Source organism: Opitutus terrae PB90-1, from assembly GCF_000019965.1.
Classification (GTDB): domain Bacteria; phylum Verrucomicrobiota; class Verrucomicrobiia; order Opitutales; family Opitutaceae; genus Opitutus; species Opitutus terrae.
The window spans coordinates 1,743,634-1,762,822 of the sequence record NC_010571.1 but is presented as its reverse complement, the minus strand read 5'-3'; the positions used below and the strand labels follow the sequence as shown (position 1 = coordinate 1,762,822).

Sequence of the window (19,189 nt, the reverse complement as noted above, 5' to 3'; positions counted from 1 at the left end):
GCTCTACCGGGCTCCTGCCCCCTGCCCTGCCCACGCCTGATCGATGCCGTCTCGATTCGACGGTTCTTTGCCCGGGGGTTTCCCGGTAGCTCCGGCGAGCTGGAAATTTGAGTTTGCATCCCCTCTCGGGGCCCCGCTTTCTTGCCCGTTCACGTTGTTTCCAACCCTTTACATACATTCTCATGGCTGAACTCGTAGGAAATGTCTTGGTGGGCCAGTCGGGTGGCCCTACCGCCGTCATCAACGCGAGCGTTGCCGGAATTGTGGCCGAAGCGCTCAACCACGAGTGCATTGAAGAGATCTATGGCGCGTTGAACGGCGTCCTCGGGATCCTTCAGGAAGATCTGATCGACCTCGCCGCTGAGTCCCAGCAGCAGATCCGCGCGCTCCGGCACACTCCGGGTGCGGCGCTCGGCACCTGCCGCTACAAGCTGAAGAAGCAGTCCGACTACGAGCGCGTGCTCGAGGTCTTCAAGGCGCACAACATCCGCTACTTTTTCTACATCGGCGGCAATGACTCGCAGGACACCGCCGACAAGATCTCCAAGCTCGCGCAGCAGCAGGGCTACGAACTGCGCGTCATCGGCGTGCCGAAGACGATCGACAACGATCTCCCGATCACCGACCACACGCCGGGCTACGGCAGCGTGGTGAAATACACCGCCACGACGATCCGCGAGCTCGCCTGTGATCACGAAGCCATGGGCCAGGGCGATCTCGTCTCGATCGTGGAAGTCATGGGCCGCAGCGCGGGCTGGATTGCCGCCGGCGCCGCGCTGGCGAAGCGCCGCGATCACCCCCACGATCCGCCGCACCTGATTTACCTCCCGGAAATCCCGTTCGACCAGGCCAAGTGCCTCGAGGACGTCCGCCGCGTGCTCAAGCGCGAGAAATTCTGCATGGTCGTCGTCGGCGAGGGCCTGATCGACGCCGATGGCAACTACGTCGCCGCCGATGCGGCGACCGATTCGTTCGGTCACGCGCAGCTCGGCGGCGCGGGCGATTTTCTGAAGGAGCTGGTCGAGACGAATATTCCAGGCGTGAAAGCCCGCCTCGCGAAGCCGGGCATCATCCAGCGCGCCGCCGCCCATGCCGGCTCGAAGACCGACGCCGACGAGGCGTTCCTCGCCGGCCAGGCCGCCGTGCAGGCCGCGATCAAGGGCGAAACCGACAAGATGGTCACGCTCGTCCGCGGTGACACGGACCACTACACCTGTGAGACCGGGCTGGCGCCGCTCGCCGAGATCGCCAACGGCGTGAAGAAGCTGCCGCGCGAGTGGATCAACGAGGACGGCACGAGCATGAACTTCCAGTTCCTGCGCTATGCCCAGCCGCTGATTCAGGGCGAGGTCGCCGTGCCGTTCGAGAGCGGCGTGCCGGTGTTCGCGCGGCTCGACAAGGTGCGCGTCGACAAGACGCTGCCGGCGTTCGTCGCCTGAGCAAAATCAGTTCGGCGCATGCGCGCCAAGCAAAGGCCGGTCGCCGCGACCGGCCTTTTTGTTGCTGTGGCATGGGCGTCTCGCCCGGGGCGAGTTCTCACGGGCGACGCCATGCCACGACGAGTCGCACGTCGCCGCAAACCCGCTGGCGTGGGAGCGCGGCCGCCCTCGGCCGGCTGATCGAAATCTCTCCGCGCGAATCTTTCATTGTCGCACACTGCTTTCTTCCTCCACGATTTCCGTTTCTCATGAGTCGAGCCTTCCGCCTGGACCTTCTGTTGCTCTCGTGCCTCGCATGCGCCTTCGCCGCGCGGGCCCAGACCGCGCCCGCCGCCGAGCCCGTCGTGCGGGGCGAACCGCTGATCGTGCGGGAACGGTTGCTCACCGGCTCGCCCGCCACGGTCTCGCGCATCGAGCTCAATGACACGCCCCAGCTGCAGGTTTCGACGGCACAGATTGCCGATCGGACGGCCAACTTCTTCGTCGCGGACAACGGCGCGCGCTCGTTCACGGACATCTTCTCCCTCCGCGGACTCACGAACACGCCGATCTTCGGCGATCCCGCGGTAAGCGTTTATCTCGACGACCTGCCGCTCGGCAGCGGATTCACGTTCCCGAGCGCGCTCGCGGGATTCGCGCGGGCCGAGCTGCATCGCGGCCCGAGCCAGAACACCGTGTTTGGCCGGGCCGGATCCGCCGGTGTGCTGACGTTTTCCACGCCGGCGCCCACCGCGGTTGCAACGGGCGAGGTGCGGGCCAGTTTCGGCAACTACCGCAGCCGGTCCGCCTCCGCCGAGGTGAGCAGCGCGAGCGGCGGCGCCGCCGATGCCTATGTCGGCGCCGGCTGGGCCGCGCGCGACGGTTATCTCACCAACACGAGGCTCAACCGCGACGTCGACGATCAGAACGCCCTCTCGGGGCTCGCCCGGTTTCGCTATCGGCCGACCGAGACGGCGGAACTGACGCTGCTGCTCACCACGTTCCGGGCGCGCGACGGCGTGCAGCCCCTCGTGCCGCTCGGCGGCCCGCTCGATACCGTGAACCGCAGCGCGGAAGGCGAGACGGACGTCGACGCCTACAATGCCTCGCTCAAAGCCGCCTTCGCCACCGCCCTGGGCGAGCTCACGGCGGTGACGAGTTTCAGCAGCTGGGAACTCGGGCCCTACTCCAACACGCTCGATTTCGGCTTCGCCGAGCTCTCCAACGCGGTGAACCAGGAGCAGCGTGCGTGGAGCGAGGAGCTCAAGCTTCGCTCGGATGAACGCAGTGAGCTGCGCTGGCAGGCCGGCGCGTTTTTTTCCGATGGCAAAACCCAAGGCACTTTCCTGCGCGCGTTCGGCCCGTTCGTTTACGAAAACTCCACCTATCGCGTCGACACGCGCTCGATCGCGGCGTTTGGCGAAGCGACGATGGACGTGACGCCCGCCTTCAGCGTCACGGCCGGCGTGCGGGTGGAGGATGTGCGGAAGGATTTCGCGCGCACGCAGTTTGTGCCCGCGCTCTACTCGTTCGGCCGGGAGCACGAGTCGACGGCGCTGCTGCCGAAACTCGCGGCGCGTTACGTGGTCGATGGTGCCACGAGTGTGTTCGCCTCGATCGGCGGCGGCTACAAGCCGGGCGGGTTTTCCGCGTTCACGAGCAACGCCGCGCTCGCGTCCTTCGGCCCCGAGCGGACCAAGGCGTTCGAAGCCGGCGTGACGCACGCGCTCGCCGACCGCACGCTGTCAGTCACCGCCCGCGTTTTCTGGTATGACATCTCGGGCTATCAGATCGAACGCTCCTTCGCGACCAACGCGCAGACGGACGACTACCTCGTGCGCAACGCCCCTCACGCGCGCTCGCTGGGCGGCGAACTCGAGCTCGCGTGGCGGCCGTTGTCCGGCCTCGTGATCGCCGCCGATCTCGGCGCGACAGACGTCGAGCTCCGCGAGTTTCGCGATCCATTCAGCGGGGTCCGCTACGACGGCCGCCGCGCACCCGCCGTGCCGACGCACGACCTGAGTCTGCGTGCGAGCTACGAACATCGCAGCGGCTTCTTCGTCGGGGCCGACTACAGTGCGGTTGGCCGGACGTATTACACCGAAGGCGAGGAACTCATGTTCGCGCAGCGCTCCTACGCGCTGGTGAGTGCGCAGCTCGGCTATGCGACCGGTCGCTATCGCGTCACGGTTTTCGGCGCGAATCTCACGGACGAAGAGTATTACACCGCGATCACGCCCGGCACCGGCCACGCCACGCCCGGCGCGCCGCGAACCTGGGGCGTGGCGATCGGATTGAAGTGGTAAACGAAGGCGGCGACTCAAGCTCGAATCTTTGAGGTCAGAATTTGTGACTTCAAAGCGGTATCGTGCGACCGTGGCTCGTTCCGGCGCCATCGTTCCCATCGGGGATGTCGAGTCCCGCATCTCTCTGCTTCGCGGGAACGCGTGTTGCTCGATTACAAACTGGCAACGCCCTACGGAGTCGAAACCGGCGCGTTGAATCGCGCGTTGCGCCGGAATGCCGACCGTTTTCGGGAGGATTCATGTTTCGGCTGAACGCGAAGGACGTTGTTCATTTGAAATGCCAAATTGGCATCTCAAAAAAAATTCGCGGCAGCCGTGCGGCCCTGCTCTCAGCTCTAGCGCATATCCGAATCCTAGTTTTCGAAGGGGGTCGGCCGGTAGGGCGAACCGTCCCCGGTGAGCCGCGGCCCCTCGACACTGCTCAGGGCACTGAGCCTGTCGCAACGGCTCGCCTTGAGCTTGTCGAAAGGCTCGGCGAGGACACCTCGCCCTCCCCACCGACCGTTTTCGGGTGGCCTCTAGACGCTCAGCTCTGGGCTTTCCGCCACCCTCACCGCCACATATTTCTCCTCGTGCAGGTCCGCCGCGCGGCGGCCGGAGAGCAGCTGCCACCAGACGCGAGCGTTCGCGATCACCACGATCGCCACCAGCACTAGAAACGTCGCCGTGATGGCGGTGTTGACGTAGTTGTTGAAGAGCAGCCGCTCCCATTGCGCGAGCTGCGCCGGCGTGCCACCGCTCGCGATCTTCGCCGCCAGATCACGCGCCGCCGACAGGAAACCGAGCCGCGGATTCGCGCCAAAAATCTTCATCCAACCCGCGCTCATCGTGACGGCGAGCAGCCACGCCAACGGGGCAAGCGTGCACCACACGTAGCGCGTGCGGCCCATCTTGATCAGGACCGTCGTGCCGAGCGCGAGCGCGATCACCGCCAGCAGTTGGTTCGCGACCCCAAAGATCGGCCAGAGCGAGTTGATGCCGCCAAGCGGATCGATCACGCCCTGGTAAAGGAACCAGCCCCAGGCGCCAACGAACAACAGCGTGGCCAGCGTGCTGCCGCCAACCGAGCGCGTGTTGCTCAGCGGCTTCGAGACATGTCCAAGCAGGTCCTGCACGATGAACCGGCCCACCCGCGTGCCCGCGTCGATCGTCGTGAGGATGAACAGCGCCTCGAACATGATCGCAAAGTGATACCAGAGCGCGAGTGCGGTCTTGCCGCCCAGCACGCCGGCAAACATGTGCGCCATGCCGGCCGCGAACGTCGGCGCGCCGCCGGCTCGCCCAATCATCGTCTTTTCGCCGACCTCGTCTGCGAGCGCCGCCATGTCGGCCGGCGTCACCGGAAACCCGAGTTGCGTAATCTGCGCGGTCACCGCCGCCGCCTCGCCCTTCATGTTGATGGCGAAATATTGCCCCGGCTCCATCGTGCATGCGGCGATCAGCGCCATGATGCCGACCAGCATCTCCGTGATCATGGCGCCGTAACCGATCACCCGAATATCGCTCTCGCGGGTCAGCAGCTTCGGCGTGGTGCCGGATGCGATCAGCGAGTGGAAGCCGGACACCGCCGCGCACGCGATGGTGATGAAGCAGAACGGGAATACCGGCCCCGCAAACACCGGCCCGGTGCCGTCCACGAAACGCGTGAGCGCCGGCATCTTCAGCACCGGCGCGAGCAGCACGATCGCCACGCCGAGGGCGGCGACCGTGCCGATTTTCATGAACGTGCTCAGATAATCGCGGGGCGCGAGCAGCAGCCACACCGGCAGGATCGACGCCAGTACGCCGTAGCCGATAATCCACCACGCCAGCGTCGTGCCCTTGAGGGTCAGGGCTTCCGCCCAGCCCCATTGGTTCATGAACTGCCCGCAGTAGACCGAGCCGAGCAGTGCAACGACGCCGAACGCGCTCACCCAACCGAGCCAGCGGCCGCCGTGCGGCCCGTAACGCATCGCGCAACCCATGATCACGGCGATCGGCATGGTCGCGGCAATCGTGAACAGGCCCCACGGGCTTTCCGCGAGTGCGTTGACCACCACGAGCGCGAGCACCGCGATGAGAATCACCATGATCGCCACGATGCTCAGCAGCGCGACGACGCCTGCGAACCGGCCGACCTCGTCGCTGACAATCTGGCCCAGCGAGCGGCCACCGCGCCGGACCGAGCAAAACAGGATCACGCTGTCGTGCACCGCCCCGCCGAGCGTCGCGCCGATCAGGATCCACAGCATGCCCGGCAGGAAGCCAAATTGCGCCGCCAGCACCGGCCCCACGAGCGGCCCCGGCCCCGCGATCGCGGCGAAGTGGTGGCCGAACACGACCCACCGGTTGGTCTGCACGAAATCCTTGCCGTCCTCGTGCACCACCGCCGGCGTGGCCCGCAGTTCGTCCAGCGTCAGCACCTTGGCCATCAACCACGCGGAGTGGAACCGGTACGCGATGGCAAAAACGCAGACGGACGCGACGACCATCCAGAGCGCGTTGACCGGCTCGCCGCGCGACCAGGCGAGAATGCCGATCGAGCCCGCTCCGAGCAATGCGACCGCGGCCCAACCAAGCAGGCGCCAGGGAGTCCAAGGGCGAACAGAAGCAGGAACCGTAGACATGGCGAAAAGGGGCGAGCCAGCCGTGCATTGTAGCCGGCCTCGCCGAGGCCGGATCCGGCGGGTCAGCGACCCCGGCTACAGCGGGGCAGATCGCGGATGATGCGCCGCACGCCCCGCAGCGCAAGAGTCGGGAACGTCAACCTGTGGCCCCGTTCCCTTCCCTATTGTAGCCGCGGGCGCCGGCGGCGAACCACCACGTTTACCGCCGACGCCCGCAGCTACTCCTAACCCCAAGTCATTGCGACGTGAACACCACGAACGAATGTGGTTTCACCCTCGTCGTAAAAATCATCCGCTCCTCCGCCGGCATCCGAAACCCGCCACCCTTTTCCAGCGTTCCGACCACGAGTTCGCCCGTAATCTCGTTCTTCAGCTGTTTGATCTCCGGTCCGGTGACGATCCGCACCTCCGCCGGTTCGTCGCGAAACGATTCCACGACCAAGGCGCGATTGTCGTAAGGCAGCAGCGCGATTCGCGCGGGAGCTTCCAGCCGCGCGAACAAGCCCTTCGATGCGGTCTGGCGAATGAAATTCAGCACCGGTGCCGGCAGCTCGTAGAGATCGCCGAAATTCTCCGGCATCGTGAGCACATAAAGTTTCGCGTTCGCATACGGCACATAGTGCGCCAGCGGGTAGCCAAGCCCGTTCGTCATGCTCGCCACCAGCTCCCACGAGTCGTTCGTATTGTAGCGCAGCTCGGGGATCAGGATGTCGCGATCCATGACCGCGCGGACACCGCGGCCGAGCGGCCAGCCCCAGAACTCCCGCGTGAGCGCCTTGTGTTCCGTGCAGCGCACGTCCGCGATGTCGCGGCGAAAACCCTGATCCTGGATCTCGCGCAACAGCCCCGAAGTGATCACCACGTCCTTCCCGCTGAGCAGGTGCGTCTTGATCTTCGTCACGATCTGCGGATCCGCCGCCGCGCCTTCCGTGAGCAGCACCAAGGGTGCATCACTCGGAAATTCCGGATGCAGATCGATCGGCAGCCCGATCCCGCCGAGATAATTGTGGAGAAAATCCTCCTGCGTGGACGAGTGATACGGCCGATAGCTCGCGATGCCCACGGGCCGGCCGAGCTTGCCGAGGTAGCGGTCGACCTGCTCCAGCGACACGCCAGCGGCGCGCGCCATCGTCGTCTCCTTCAACCCCGGCACCGGCTGCGCGATCGTGTCGTAGTCGAAGCTCGTCCCCTGCCCCTGCCACGGCGCGCGATCCTCCTTGGTCAGCGGCTCCAGCAGCTCGTGCAGCGCGAACAGCATGATCTCGGGCGCCTTCGCGAACATCGTCAGCCACAGCTGCTCCGCGTACCGGTCGGCCACGATCCGGTTGCCGGTGTCCACCCAGCCGCCCAAATTTCCGCCCGGCTTGATGTTCTCGAAATACCGGACCTGTTGAAAACTCTGGTAGGGCTGGAGGTGCTGGTGGTTGTAGCGTGAGTCGCGTGTCTCCGTGCCGGTGTAAATCTTGTCGAACATCCGCGGCTGTGCCTCGAGGTTGTAGCCCATCCCGTGGAAGTGCTCGTACCAGTTGGGATACTTGATCGTGAGCTTCACCTGCGGATTCACCGCGCGGGCCGCCGCGATCAGTTCGCGCGAGACCTCGGTGAGCAGCGCCATCCGATACTCGGCCCAGGTGCGGTCGCCCTTGGCGCGGATGCACTCCTCGCACTTGCAGCTCGTGAAGAAGAAATCGTCGAGGATGACCTCGTCAAAATTCCGCGCGGACACCTCGATGATCTCCTTCACCTTGGCGCGGTGGTCCGGCTTCGTGTAGCAGAAGGTTTCGAACAGATTGCGCTCGTTGCGCACGTAGGCGATGCCGGCGGCCGGCTGGATGCCCTTCTGTTCGAAAAACCGCTTCGCCGCCTGCAGCGTGGCGTCGTCGATCACGATCAGGTCGCGGTGCGTCTCGAGGTAGATTTTGTCCACCTTCAGCTGCCGTTCGATGACGTCCCAGTTGGCCTTCAACCACTCCGGATCCTTCATCTTCTGGACCTCGTAGGCGCGAACATAGACCGCCGTCCGGAAATTCTGGTAGTGTCCCGCCCGCAGCACGGCGACGCACAGCGAACAGAGCACCAGCAGAGAGAGGCCGCGGCGGGTCAAGGCGTGCATGCGAGCTGGAGGGGTGAGTAACCCGGCTTGACGCATCGTTACGCGATCGGTTGCGCCGCGCGCCGGCCGCGGGAGGGTTTTCCGTTCCATCATTAGCACAGCGGCAGCCGTTCCCAGCTGGCCCTTATCGCCGCCACCTTCTCCGGTGCAGGTCGCGCGCGCAGGCCCATTCAGACAGACCGAGCGACGGAAGATTGCGCGCAGCCGGCGGCTGGCTTTGGTAAAAGCTCCTCATGGATCTCTCCCACCGGCGACTGCCCGCCTCCGACCGGCGCATCCAGCTCATGGCCACGTGCCTCTGCGACGCGTTTTATGACGACGTGGCTCGCGCGACGGTGGAGGTGCTCGAGTATGCCGGCTGCACCGTCGACTTTCCCGCGGCACAGACCTGCTGCGGACAGCCCGCTTTCAACGGTGGCGACTGGGCGGCGTCGCGCAAGGTCGTGCGTCACACCGTGCGCACGTTCACCGGCGACGTGCCGGTGGTGGTGCCATCCGGCTCGTGCGCGGCGATGATGTTTCACGGCGCGCTGCTCGAATTCGAGCACGAGCCGGATCGGGCGGAAGTGGCCGCGCTTGGCCGCCGCACGTGGGAGCTCGGGGATTTTCTGGTCAATGCACTCGGCGTGAAAACCTGGCCCGGCCGCTACGACGCGCGCATCGCCTTTCACCGCTCGTGTCATTTGCGCGGCACGCCGAGCGCCCCGGCGGCGGAAGCGCTGCTCGCGTCCATCGCCGGCGTGCAGCTCGCGACGTATGGTGAGCCGGAGCAGTGCTGCGGTTTCGGCGGCACATTCGCGGTCAGCTTTCCCAACATTTCCGCGGCGATGGGTCAGCTGAAGCTGGAACACATCCGCGCCAGCAATCCGGACGTGGTGGTCTCGGCGGACATGAGCTGCCTGATGCATCAGGGCGGGCTCGCCGAAAAAGCCGGCCAGCCGATCCGCACCCAACACCTCGCGCAGGTCCTGCGCGATGCGCTCAAGAACGCCGGCCTGCTGGCCGGCGGAGTCGAGAGCTGAGAGTCCAGAGCCGAGAGCCAATCACCGTCGATGCGAACAATTCCAGAATTTCAGCACGTCCGCCGTGTGCGCCTCTGGTTCGGGCTCTCAACACTCAGCCCTCAACTCTCAACTTCCGGGCTCTCAGCTCTGGACTCTTGGCTCTAGACTTCTGAAATGAAACAGCCCATCGACCAGTTCGTCGCTTCGTTGCCGCCTGAGAAGCGTGCTGCCGTCTACAGCGGCACGAAGATCACGCACGAGAAGCGCACGAAGCTGCTGTTCGATCACTTCGCCGATCCGAATCGGCTGCGCCAGCTCGCCGGCGAGATCAAGCAGCACGTCGTGGAAAACCTCGACACCTACCTGCCGGCGGTGGAAGCGAAGCTTCAGGCCAATGGCGCGAAGGTGCATTGGGCCGCGACCGCGGAAGAGGCCTGCGAAGCCGTGCTCCAAATCATGCAGGCGCGCGGCGCCACGAAGATGGTCAAGTCGAAGACCATGGTGAGCGAGGAGATCGAGCTCGCCGCTTTTCTGGAGAAACGCGGCATCGAGGCGCTGGAGACCGACCTCGGCGAGTTCATCGTTCAGATCGATCACGACCATCCCAGCCACCTCGTCCGGCCGATCATTCACAAGAACCGCCGCGAGATCGCGCAGAGCTTCGAGCGCGAGGGACTCGGCGCCTACAACGACGATCCGGAGACGATCACCCGCCGCGCGCGCGCGTTCCTGCGGCAGAAATACATGGCGGCCGACGTGGGGTTGACGGGGGCAAACTTCGTCTCGGTGGAAAGCGGCCGGCTCATCATCGTGACGAACGAAGGCAACTCGCGGTTCTGCCTCGCGCCGACGAAGTGCCACATCGCGCTCGTCGGGATCGAGAAACTCGTGCCGCGCGACCGCGACCTCGGTATTTTCCTGAACCTGCTCGCCCGCTCCGCCACGGCGCAGCAACTCACCGTCTACACCGAGTTCATCTCCGGACCAAAATCCCCGACGCAGCCGGAGGGCCCCGAGGAGATGCACGTGATCTTCGTGGACAATGGCCGCACCACCGTGCTCGCGTCGGAGTGCCGCGAGATTCTCCGCTGCATTCGTTGCGGAGCGTGCCTCAACGTTTGCCCCGTTTACCGCCAGGTGAGCGGCCACGCTTACCGCAGCGTGTATCCCGGTCCGGTTGGCGCCGTGCTCTCGCCACTGCTCGCCGGCGACCGTTTTCCCGAGCTCGCCGATCTGCCCAAGGCCTCGTCGCTCTGCGGTGCGTGCCACGAGGTGTGTCCCGTCGACATTCCGATCCCCGACCTGCTGCTGCGGCTGCGCGACCGTGGCAAACGCGAGCACGCCGCGCTCGCTGCCGCCGGCACGCCGCCGATGGGTGCGTTCGGGGTGCTCGCTTCGCAGCCGGCCGCCTGGAAGGCGGCGCTCGTGGCCGGCAAGGCGATGAACTACCTGCCCGCGAGCCTCATTCCCGTGCCGGCGCTGCAAGCCTGGCAAAAGGCCCGCACGCTCCCTCAATGGCGCGGCGGCGAGTTCAGGAAATGGATGAAGAACCGCCCCGGACGACAACCCTAAGGGCTAAGGCACAGAATGCACAAAAGATCCGGAGCACGGAGCAACCCGATGCCGAGCCGACCGACCCAGATGAATGACTCCTTCTACGCCTTGCGTGCCTTTTGTGGCCACCATCCATGAACTCTCGCGAACAGATTCTCTCGCGTGTCCGGGGCGCCCTCGCGCCGCTGCCGAAGCGCGCCCCGCTGCCGGATTGGGACCGCGATCTCATCACGCTGCGCCAGACGCGCGCCGACGTCGACCGGTGGACGCATTTCACGGAACGGCTGCGCGCGGTGAACGGCACGACGTTCACCTCCGTGGCGGAGCTCGTCGGCTTTCTCGATCAGCACGGCCACCGGCACGGCTACTGTGATCCGGCGCTGTGGCCGCAGCTGGCGAGCGCGTTTTCCGCCTCGTTCAAAGTGGAGACGAGCTTCGACCGCGCACGGCTCGATGACTACCAGTTCGGTATCACTGCGGCGATCGGCGCGATTGCGGAAACCGGCACGTTGATTCTTTCCGACGCGGGCACGTCGAGCCGGCTCGGTGCGCTCGCGCCGTGGGTGCATGTGGCCGTGCTGCGTCGTGACCAGATTCATGCCGACCTCACCGCCGCGCTGGCCGCGCTGCCGGCCGATCCGAATGTGATCTGGTGCACGGGTCCGTCGAAGACCGCGGATGTCGAGGGCATCCTGATCGAAGGCGTCCACGGCCCCGGCGTACAGGCCGCGCTGCTGATCGAGTGACGTGACGACGCTCTCGGCCGAAAAAAGGGTCCGGAGACCGCGCCCTCACGCGAGGAATGTCAACCCTCTCTCGTTCTCGTAATCGTTCTCTTTCTCGTTCTCTTGCCTTCGTGCGAGCTGGCCGAGACAACCCCACCGATTACGAGAAAGAGCACGAATAGCGGCCGAGGGCGGCCGCGCTCCCAACCTACGGATTCACCACGATCCGACTCGTCACGTCCTGCCCGTTTTCCTCCAGCACGGCGCGGTTGGCTTTGGCCAGGATCGTGTTGCCGTGGGAATCGGAACCGTTCGTGAACTTCAGCTGGGTAATCCCGCTCACCTGCACCGCGGCGCCATTGTCCTGATACAGGTCGCCGCCCGTGATCCGCGCGTCGTTGACCGACCCGAGCACGATTTTCGGCTGCGCGGTGTCGAACGCCGTGATGTTGCCGACAAACACCGGTCCGTCGAACGCCACGCCCGGCGCGTACACGCCGGTGACGCCGCGCGACGCGAAGTAGTTCGCGTTCGCGGTGCGCACGCCACCGAATCGGCCGTTCGACGACGAGACGGCAATGAACGCGATGTCAGCGATCCCGTCGTAATTCACCGTATCCTTGAAAAGCGCCTGGTTCACCGCCGTCGCCCGACCCACTGAGAAGACCGACACATGCGTATTTTCCGTGGCACCAGTGATGACGATCCCCGCGTGGCCCTTCATGTAGTCGATGTCCTGGTTGTAGTTCTCCGGCTTCGCCCGGCCGGAGGCGTTGTCCAGCACCAGCGATAGCGAACCCGGACCGCTGAACTCGACCTGCACGATGTCGTTGTCGAGGTCGATATAGGACGTCCGAGTGACCTGGCCCGCATCGGCCGTGATGGTTTCTGCCGCACCGGTCAGCAGCACCTGGTCGAAAATGTTTCCGTTCGGATGAGGAATATCCACGGGCGTCAGCTCCTCGCCCGTGCCGATCACCTTCGCGGTGCTCACGATACCAACGATCGCACAATCGCTCGTAACCTGTCCCAGCCGGTTTTCGGCGACAGCCGCGTACAGACCTGCGCTTGACGACGCTGCCTTGGCGAGGGTCATCGTACCGCCTGTCACGGAGGGAATGTCGGCGCCATTGTACTGCCACCGCATGCTCGGCGTTTCAGAGGCCTCCGCAGCTGCATGTAAAACCACGGGGCTGCGACCATCCGCCGCCACGTTCGCCGGATGCTCGGAGATGAACGGTATGCCTGCACCCTGGGTGACCGGGCGCGGTTTGCTGGACGCGTTCTCGACGTAGGCAATCCCGATGCCCAACTGTCCGGCACGGCCGAGTCCCATGCCCCACAGCGTGCCATTCGCCCGCACGAACAGAGAGTGAACTGCACCTGCGGCCGGCGCCACGATGCCATCGTAACCCAGGTACTCCGGTCCATCCAGAGCACCTGGAGGAACCACGAACTCGCCCATCTCGCCTAGTCGATTGCGCCCCATTCCCCAAAGTGAGCCATCCGTCTTCACAAACATCGTGCGTGGAGAGTCATTGCTGAGGCTAGCGACGACGAGCGCCACGCCGGTCGCGATCTGCACGGGGGTTTTCGAACCAACAACATTCTCCCCAAGCCCGAGCTGCCCGGTCGAGTTGGTTCCCATACCCCAGAGCGTACCATCCCGCTTGATGAACAAACTGTGGAAACTGCCCGCCGCGACGGAAACCACGTCGTTCGCGATCAAAGTGGAGTCTGCCTCGAGAACATCGCCGAGTCCAAGTTGGCCGAAGTTATTCGCGCCCGTTCCCCAGAGTGTGCCATCGGTTTTCACAAAAATGGCATGGTTCGCGCCAACCGCCGCAGAGGTGACGCCGGTTGCGATCGGCACGCGCACGCCACCGGACCCCAGCCGACCAAGCACGCCGATACTCACCAGCGTGCCGTCACGCGTCAGGTACATCGCGTTGTACCTCCCGGCGAAAACGGAGGCCACGTCCGTCGCCACCTGCACCGGACTGTTTCGTTGCTCGGTCGTCCCGTCCCCGATCTCGCCATCGCGGTTGCTCCCCGTGGCCCAGAGCGTCCCATCCGCTTTGGCAAAGAAGCTCGCCTCGGGAGTCACAGCGACCGAAACCACGTCAGTTGCAATCTGAACGGAAAGGGCGCGATCCGTGGTCGTGCCATCACCCAACTGCCCCCAGCGATTGGCACCCGTCCCCCACAGCGAGCCGTCCGTCCGAAGAAAGAGGGTGTGCTCGTCGCTCGTGACGACCGAAACCACCTTCTGCACGGGTGTCGCGATCACCAGTTCCAAAGTTTCACTACGCGCCGTGCCGAGGGCGTTGGTGAGTACTACTGCATATCTGCCGCCGTCGTCGGGGCCGGGATCACGGCAAACGTAGGTGCTCTCCGTCGCACCCGCGATCGGCACATCGTCATGGTACCACTGAAACGACCGCGGGACCAAGCCGTTGCCCGCACAGGTGAGCGTGGCTTGTTGTCGCGGATGCACCACTTGGGTGGTGGGAAACACCACAACAGACGGAAGACCCAACATCTGCGGGACCTCCACCGGCGTCCAGCGATCCACCCGCGTGCCGTCGCCCAGCTGCCCGAAGACATTGTCGCCCATAGCCCAAAGCGAACCGTCTTTTTTGACGAAGAAACTTTTCTGGTCACCAGCCGAGGCCGCGAGCACTGATGTCGCGATCTGTACGCCATCGCTCCCTCCTTCTGAATCCGGGCCGATACCAAGCTGACCGGTCAGATTGCGGCCTCTTCCCCAGAGCGTGTCATCCGCCTTGATGAAGAGCATATGGTCGACACCTGCCGTAGCCGAGTTCACATCCGCGGAAACCAGTGTCGCGGTCCCGAAGCTGGGCTGAGACGCGCCGTAGTCGCTGAATCGCCAGAGTGTATGATCCGACTTCACAAACAGCACATAGCCGCGTCCACAGGAGAACGTCTCTACCCCGGTTGCCACCTGCACCGGCAACAGACGTTTTGTCGCTGAATCCGTGCCCATCATCCAGAGCGTCCCGTCCGTCTTTAAGAATACGGTGTAGCCTTTCCCCGCGCCGACAGCAGCGACCCCGGTGGCCACCTGCACAGGTGTACTGCGACTCGCACGTGTCCCATCGCCCAATTGTCCGGCGTTGTTGGCGCCAACCGTCCACAGGGTGCCATCTGTTCTGACGAACGCGCTGTGCTGCTCGGTGGTCAGGCCCGTGAAGGAGGGACTGGTCGTCGCCACTTGTGCCACATCGCTGGTGACTTGAATCGGAGAGCTTCGTGCGACCGTGGTGCCGTCGCCAAGTTGCCCGGACACGTTCTCGCCCATGCCCCAGAGGGTATGATCGGTGCGAACGAACAGGGTGTGGTGCTGCCCCACGACCACGGACCTCACGCCCGTCCCGATCCTCATTGGCCGGCTGGTCATGCCTTCAATACTCAAATCCCCCAGTTGCCCGGCATAGTTGGTCCCCATGCCCGCCAATGTGCCATCGGCCAGAATGAACATCGTGTGATCGAGCCCCGCGGAGACGGACGTCACGGCGGCCCGTGCACTGAAGCCGATGGCGCCTACGAGCACCCCGATGCACATCCCGCGCTGACGAAGTCTTAACCGAGTTCGAAAGCCTCTGAAGGCGGACCATCCACGTACAACGGGCCGGAGGGCATCGGTCATCGCATGAATCTGAGTGCGAGCGGTACTATCGTAAACTACGATCGCCTGCACCAACGGAGGTAAGAGTCGCAACCCTTACTGGCATTAGGACTTCTCGTCTCTAGGCTAGAGCAGGCGTAACAGGCGGCCCCGGATGCTGGGAACCTCGCCGATTTGAGCGCTTCCTATGGTCCCGTGACGATCCGGTTGGTGACGTCCTCACCGTTTTCCTGCAGCACGGCGCGGTTGGCTTTGGCCAGGATCGTGTTGCCGTGAGAATCGGAACCGTTCGTGAACTTCAGCTGGGTGATCCCGCTCACCTGCACCGCAGCACCATTGTCCTGATACAGATCGCCGCCGGCGATCCGCGCATCGCTGACCGAACCCAGCACGATTTTCGGCTGCGCAGCATCGAACGCGGTGATGTTGCCGACGAACACCGGTCCATCGAACGCCACGCCGGGTGCGTACACGCCGGTCACGCCGCGCGACGCGAAGTAGTTCGCGTTCGCGGTGCGCACGCCACCGAACCGGCCGTTCGACGACGAGATGGCAATGAACGCGATGTCCGCGATTCCGTCGTAGTTTACCGTGTCCTTGAACAGCGCCTGGTTCACCGCCGTCGCCCGGCCCACTGAGAAGACCGACACATGTGTGTTTTCCGTGGCGCCAGTGATGACGATCCCCGCGTGGCCCTTCATGTAGTCGATGTCCTGGTTGTAGTTCTCCGGCTTCGCCCGGCCGGAGGCGTTGTCCAGCACCAGCGATAGCGAACCCGGACCGCTGAACTCGACCTGCACGATGTCGTTGTCGAGGTCGATATAGGACGTCCGAGTGACCTGGCCCGCATCGGCCGTGATGGTTTCTGCCGCACCGGTCAGCAGCACCTGGTCGAAAATGTTTCCGTTCGGATGATGGATATCCACCGGCGTCAGCTCCTCGCCCGTGCCGATCACTTTCGCGGCGGAGGTCAGGCCCACAATCGCCGGCGCGCTCGGAGCGCTGCCCGCAAAATTCGACGCATCGATCGTGTAGATTCCCGCATCGGCGGGCGCGAGGTTCGCGAGCGTGAGCACGGTGCTGTTCGCGCCAACGACGGCGGAACCGTTCCGCTCCCATTGCAGCTCGGGCGCGGGCACGCCGCTCGCGGCGGCCGTCAGCGTCGCCGTGCCGCCGGCTGCGACTGTCTGGCTGGAGGGCGTGCCGGTCAGCGCGGGCGCGGCGACCGCATTGAGCGCGGCGACCTTGCTGCCCCAGATCGCGGTGCCGTCCGCGGAAAGCGCCGTGAAGCCCAGTATCCACACCTGGTTGTCGTCGTCCCATTGCAACACGAACACGCCACGATAGTTCGCGCCGTTGTACGAAAGCGTGACGCTGTTGTCCCCCGTCACTTGCCACGTGCCGCTCACGCTACCGCTGATCGTGCCGTCCGCATTGAGCGTGATCAGGCTGGAGCCGTTGACCGCGGAGGAGATCACCCAGCCGTGGTTGATCAGCTTGAAGCTGCCCGGCACCTGCCGCGCGGTGATCGGGGCGATCGTCTCGCCGGCGTAGCGTTGCGGCGCGACCACGAACCAGCCGTCGGCGTTCAGGAACATCTGGTGAACGCGAACCTCGTGGGTCTCGCCCAAGCCGACAAACCGGGTGTGGAACAGCAGGAAGTACTTCCCCGTCGCCGGATCGCGATAGACGGAGTTGTGTCCGGGTGAGAGGTAGCCGCGACTGGTGTTCCGCGGTTCGCCGGCCACGTGCGCGAATTGATAGTTGCCGATGAGCTTGACGCCGTAGGGTGCGATCGCCGCGTCCGAACCGCCGACGTTCTTCAGGTCGTTGCCCGCCGCGTCGACATACGGCCCGTCGGGATTGCGCGAACGGGCCACGCGAATGTTGTAGCCGTCGTTCGCCGCGAGTCCGCCAAACGAGAGGAACAGATAGTAGTACTGCGATTCCGGGCTGTAGATGATGCAGGGGCCTTCGATCCGCGCATGGTTGCCGCCGATGAGCTTGGTGCCCCAGCTCTGGCCGGGGAGCGGACGTCCGAACGTCGCGGAGCCCACCGTCTGGTCGAGCCGGAGAATGAAAATGCCACCCGAGTACGATCCATAGACCATCCACAGCTGGCCATCCCGATCGTAGAAAACATCCGGATCGATCGTGTTGGGATGGATGGCGGGGTCGAAGCCGGACACGTTCGTGCCGCCCTTCATGATCTCGCCCACATCGGTGAACGGCCCTTCGATTCCGTCGGCCGAAGCCAGCCCCATGTAGCTGCGGTAGTTCAGGTAATTCGTCCAGACGTCGTAGTAATAGTAGAATTTCCCATCCGGCAGCTGGACGACGTCTGGTGCCCAGAGGGTGTCTGCGTGCGTCCAGTCGATCAGTTCCGAAAGCTCGCTCGCAAAGGTGTTGAAGTGAGCCGGATTGCCCGACGTAACGCTCGTCGCCACTTGGGTCCAGTGCATCAGGTCCTCCGTCCAGGCGGACGCTCCGTGCGAGCCGTAGACATACCAGCGGGCGCCGGCCTTGATGACGGAGGGATCGTGCACGGTGACGTTGGTGAACGTCGGCGTAGGCAGCGGCTGAGCGGAAACCGCTCCCAGCATCAAAGCGCCAAGCATCGTACACACCCCAGCCCACCTTGTAGGGCGGGGTCTCCCGACCCCGCCGTTTCCAGCGCTCATGCTCGCTCGCGGCGGGGTCGGGAAACCCCGCCCTACAACAACACGCTGGTCCCGCTGCTCCCGGAGCGGGCCACCCTCAAGGTTCACTGACAATCGCTGTTGAGTCCGTCGCATCGTCCCCTCCCTCCCTCCTTCACTCCACGCACGACGGCCGGCCGAAGACCGGCATGCCGTCCGCACTCCACTTGATCGGCTTCACGAAGGTATGCCGGTCCGGATTCCACAGCGGGTCTCCCACGATCTCGCGGTAGGTTCGCGCATGGTAGACCAGAAGGTCGGTCCGATCGTCCTCCGCTTTCGTGAAGTTGTTGTGCCCCGGACCAAACACATTGAGTTCGAAGCAGGTTTTGAACACCGGCTCCTTCGACTTCGTCCAGCTGTGCGGATCGAGCAGGTCGGCGTTCTCGTCGGCGTGCAGCAGGCCGAGGCAGTAATTCTCGTCGGTCGCACTCGCGGAATAGCTCAGGAACACCTTCCCGTGGCTGATCAACACCGCGGGGCCTTCGTTCACCGAGAATCCGCGCGTCTCCCAATCGAGTTCGGGAATCGAGAGCCGCACCGGCTTCGTCGCCAGCTTTGTCGGCGACGCCAGCCGCGCGATGTAGAGGTTGGAGTTGCCGGCGATCTCGCGATCCTTCTGCGCCCAGACGTAGTAGTTCACGCCGCGGTGCGTGAACGTCGTCGCGTCGAGGCAGAACGTGTCCATGCCGCTGTCCATCTGCCCCAAAAACTTCCACTCGCCCTCGAGCGGATTCGCGGCGGTCGTGGAGATCACCCACATCCGGTGCTGGAAGAGGTTGTCCTTGATCTCGCGCGACGGCGCCGCGGCGAAATAGACATACCACGCGCCGTCGATGAAGTGAATTTCCGGCGCCCAGATCAGCTCGCTGTACGCCCCGATGTCCGGCTTGCGCCAGACATCCACGGTCGGCGCCGTGGCGAGTCCGGCGAGCGTCTTCGCGCGACGAAGCTCAATCCGATCGTAAGCCGGCACCGACGCGGTGAAGTAGTAGTAGCCGTCGCTGTGCTTGCGGATACACGGATCCGCACGTTGGAGAATGAGAGGTTTGAGCGGCTGCATGAGAGAAACAATTGAGCTGAGAGCTGAGAGTCTAGAGCTGAGAGCGTGA

The 19,189-nt window shown here is 64.5% G+C and carries 11 protein-coding genes; 6 read left to right on the top strand and 5 right to left on the bottom strand.

What is annotated here, in order from left to right; translation table 11 throughout:
* The first annotated feature begins 182 nt into the window (after positions 1-182).
* The 3 genes from OTER_RS07095 to OTER_RS27035 all read left to right on the top strand — a co-directional run bounded on the left by OTER_RS07095 (position 183) and on the right by OTER_RS27035 (position 3,976).
* Positions 183-1,439: a 6-phosphofructokinase gene (locus tag OTER_RS07095; protein ID WP_012374224.1), complete on the top strand. Its 1,257-nt coding sequence runs from the start codon at positions 183-185 to the stop codon at positions 1,437-1,439.
* Between the two features lie 248 nt (positions 1,440-1,687).
* Positions 1,688-3,724, top strand: coding sequence for a TonB-dependent receptor (locus tag OTER_RS07090; RefSeq protein ID WP_012374223.1), 2,037 nt, complete (start codon positions 1,688-1,690; stop codon positions 3,722-3,724).
* Between the two features lie 141 nt (positions 3,725-3,865).
* Positions 3,866-3,976, top strand: coding sequence for an ORF6N domain-containing protein (locus tag OTER_RS27035; RefSeq protein WP_158305381.1), 111 nt, complete (start codon positions 3,866-3,868; stop codon positions 3,974-3,976).
* A 266-nt stretch (positions 3,977-4,242) separates the two neighbouring features.
* Here OTER_RS27035 and OTER_RS07085 read toward each other — a convergent pair whose 3' ends face one another.
* The gene (locus OTER_RS07085) at positions 4,243-6,330 is read right to left on the bottom strand and encodes a carbon starvation CstA family protein (RefSeq protein ID WP_012374222.1); all 2,088 of its coding nucleotides are present in this window, start codon (positions 6,328-6,330) and stop codon (positions 4,243-4,245) included.
* Positions 6,331-6,565: 235 nt separating this feature from the next.
* Positions 6,566-8,443: a hypothetical protein gene (locus OTER_RS07080; RefSeq protein WP_012374221.1), complete on the bottom strand. Its 1,878-nt coding sequence runs from the start codon at positions 8,441-8,443 to the stop codon at positions 6,566-6,568.
* Positions 8,444-8,676: 233 nt separating this feature from the next.
* Here OTER_RS07080 and OTER_RS07075 point away from each other — a divergent pair, with 233 nt between their 5' ends.
* The 3 genes from OTER_RS07075 to OTER_RS07065 all read left to right on the top strand — a co-directional run bounded on the left by OTER_RS07075 (position 8,677) and on the right by OTER_RS07065 (position 11,747).
* Positions 8,677-9,465, top strand: coding sequence for a (Fe-S)-binding protein (locus OTER_RS07075; RefSeq protein WP_012374220.1), 789 nt, complete (start codon positions 8,677-8,679; stop codon positions 9,463-9,465).
* Between the two features lie 156 nt (positions 9,466-9,621).
* Complete coding sequence (locus tag OTER_RS07070) at positions 9,622-11,019, top strand: LutB/LldF family L-lactate oxidation iron-sulfur protein (protein WP_012374219.1); 1,398 nt, start codon at positions 9,622-9,624, stop codon at positions 11,017-11,019.
* A 116-nt stretch (positions 11,020-11,135) separates the two neighbouring features.
* The gene (locus OTER_RS07065) at positions 11,136-11,747 is read left to right on the top strand and encodes a LutC/YkgG family protein (protein WP_012374218.1); all 612 of its coding nucleotides are present in this window, start codon (positions 11,136-11,138) and stop codon (positions 11,745-11,747) included.
* Positions 11,748-11,934: 187 nt separating this feature from the next.
* Here OTER_RS07065 and OTER_RS07060 read toward each other — a convergent pair whose 3' ends face one another.
* The 3 genes from OTER_RS07060 to OTER_RS07050 all read right to left on the bottom strand — a co-directional run bounded on the left by OTER_RS07060 (position 11,935) and on the right by OTER_RS07050 (position 19,140).
* The gene (locus OTER_RS07060; protein ID WP_012374217.1) at positions 11,935-15,315 is read right to left on the bottom strand and encodes an RCC1 domain-containing protein; all 3,381 of its coding nucleotides are present in this window, start codon (positions 15,313-15,315) and stop codon (positions 11,935-11,937) included.
* A gap of 248 nt (positions 15,316-15,563) precedes the next feature.
* On the bottom strand, positions 15,564-17,981 hold the full coding sequence (locus OTER_RS26140; protein ID WP_202796022.1) for a family 43 glycosylhydrolase: 2,418 nt from the start codon (positions 17,979-17,981) through the stop codon (positions 15,564-15,566).
* 211 nt (positions 17,982-18,192) lie between these two features.
* Positions 18,193-19,140, bottom strand: a complete 948-nt coding sequence (locus OTER_RS07050; protein WP_012374215.1) for a glycoside hydrolase family 43 protein — start codon at positions 19,138-19,140, stop codon at positions 18,193-18,195.
* Positions 19,141-19,189 lie beyond the last annotated feature (49 nt).

Bases quoted from the DNA above. Each gene is read 5' to 3' on its own strand.
- OTER_RS07095 (WP_012374224.1), top strand. From the start codon at position 183: ATGGCTGAACTCGTAGGAAATGTCTTGGTGGGCCAGTCGGGTGGCCCT.
- OTER_RS07090 (WP_012374223.1), top strand. From the start codon at position 1,688: ATGAGTCGAGCCTTCCGCCTGGACCTTCTGTTGCTCTCGTGCCTCGCA.
- OTER_RS07085 (WP_012374222.1), bottom strand. From the start codon at position 6,330: ATGTCTACGGTTCCTGCTTCTGTTCGCCCTTGGACTCCCTGGCGCCTG.
- OTER_RS07080 (WP_012374221.1), bottom strand. From the start codon at position 8,443: ATGCACGCCTTGACCCGCCGCGGCCTCTCTCTGCTGGTGCTCTGTTCG.
- OTER_RS07075 (WP_012374220.1), top strand. From the start codon at position 8,677: ATGGATCTCTCCCACCGGCGACTGCCCGCCTCCGACCGGCGCATCCAG.
- OTER_RS07070 (WP_012374219.1), top strand. From the start codon at position 9,622: ATGAAACAGCCCATCGACCAGTTCGTCGCTTCGTTGCCGCCTGAGAAG.
- OTER_RS07065 (WP_012374218.1), top strand. From the start codon at position 11,136: ATGAACTCTCGCGAACAGATTCTCTCGCGTGTCCGGGGCGCCCTCGCG.
- OTER_RS07060 (WP_012374217.1), bottom strand. From the start codon at position 15,315: ATGTGCATCGGGGTGCTCGTAGGCGCCATCGGCTTCAGTGCACGGGCC.
- OTER_RS26140 (WP_202796022.1), bottom strand. From the start codon at position 17,981: ATGCTGGGAGCGGTTTCCGCTCAGCCGCTGCCTACGCCGACGTTCACC.
- OTER_RS07050 (WP_012374215.1), bottom strand. From the start codon at position 19,140: ATGCAGCCGCTCAAACCTCTCATTCTCCAACGTGCGGATCCGTGTATC.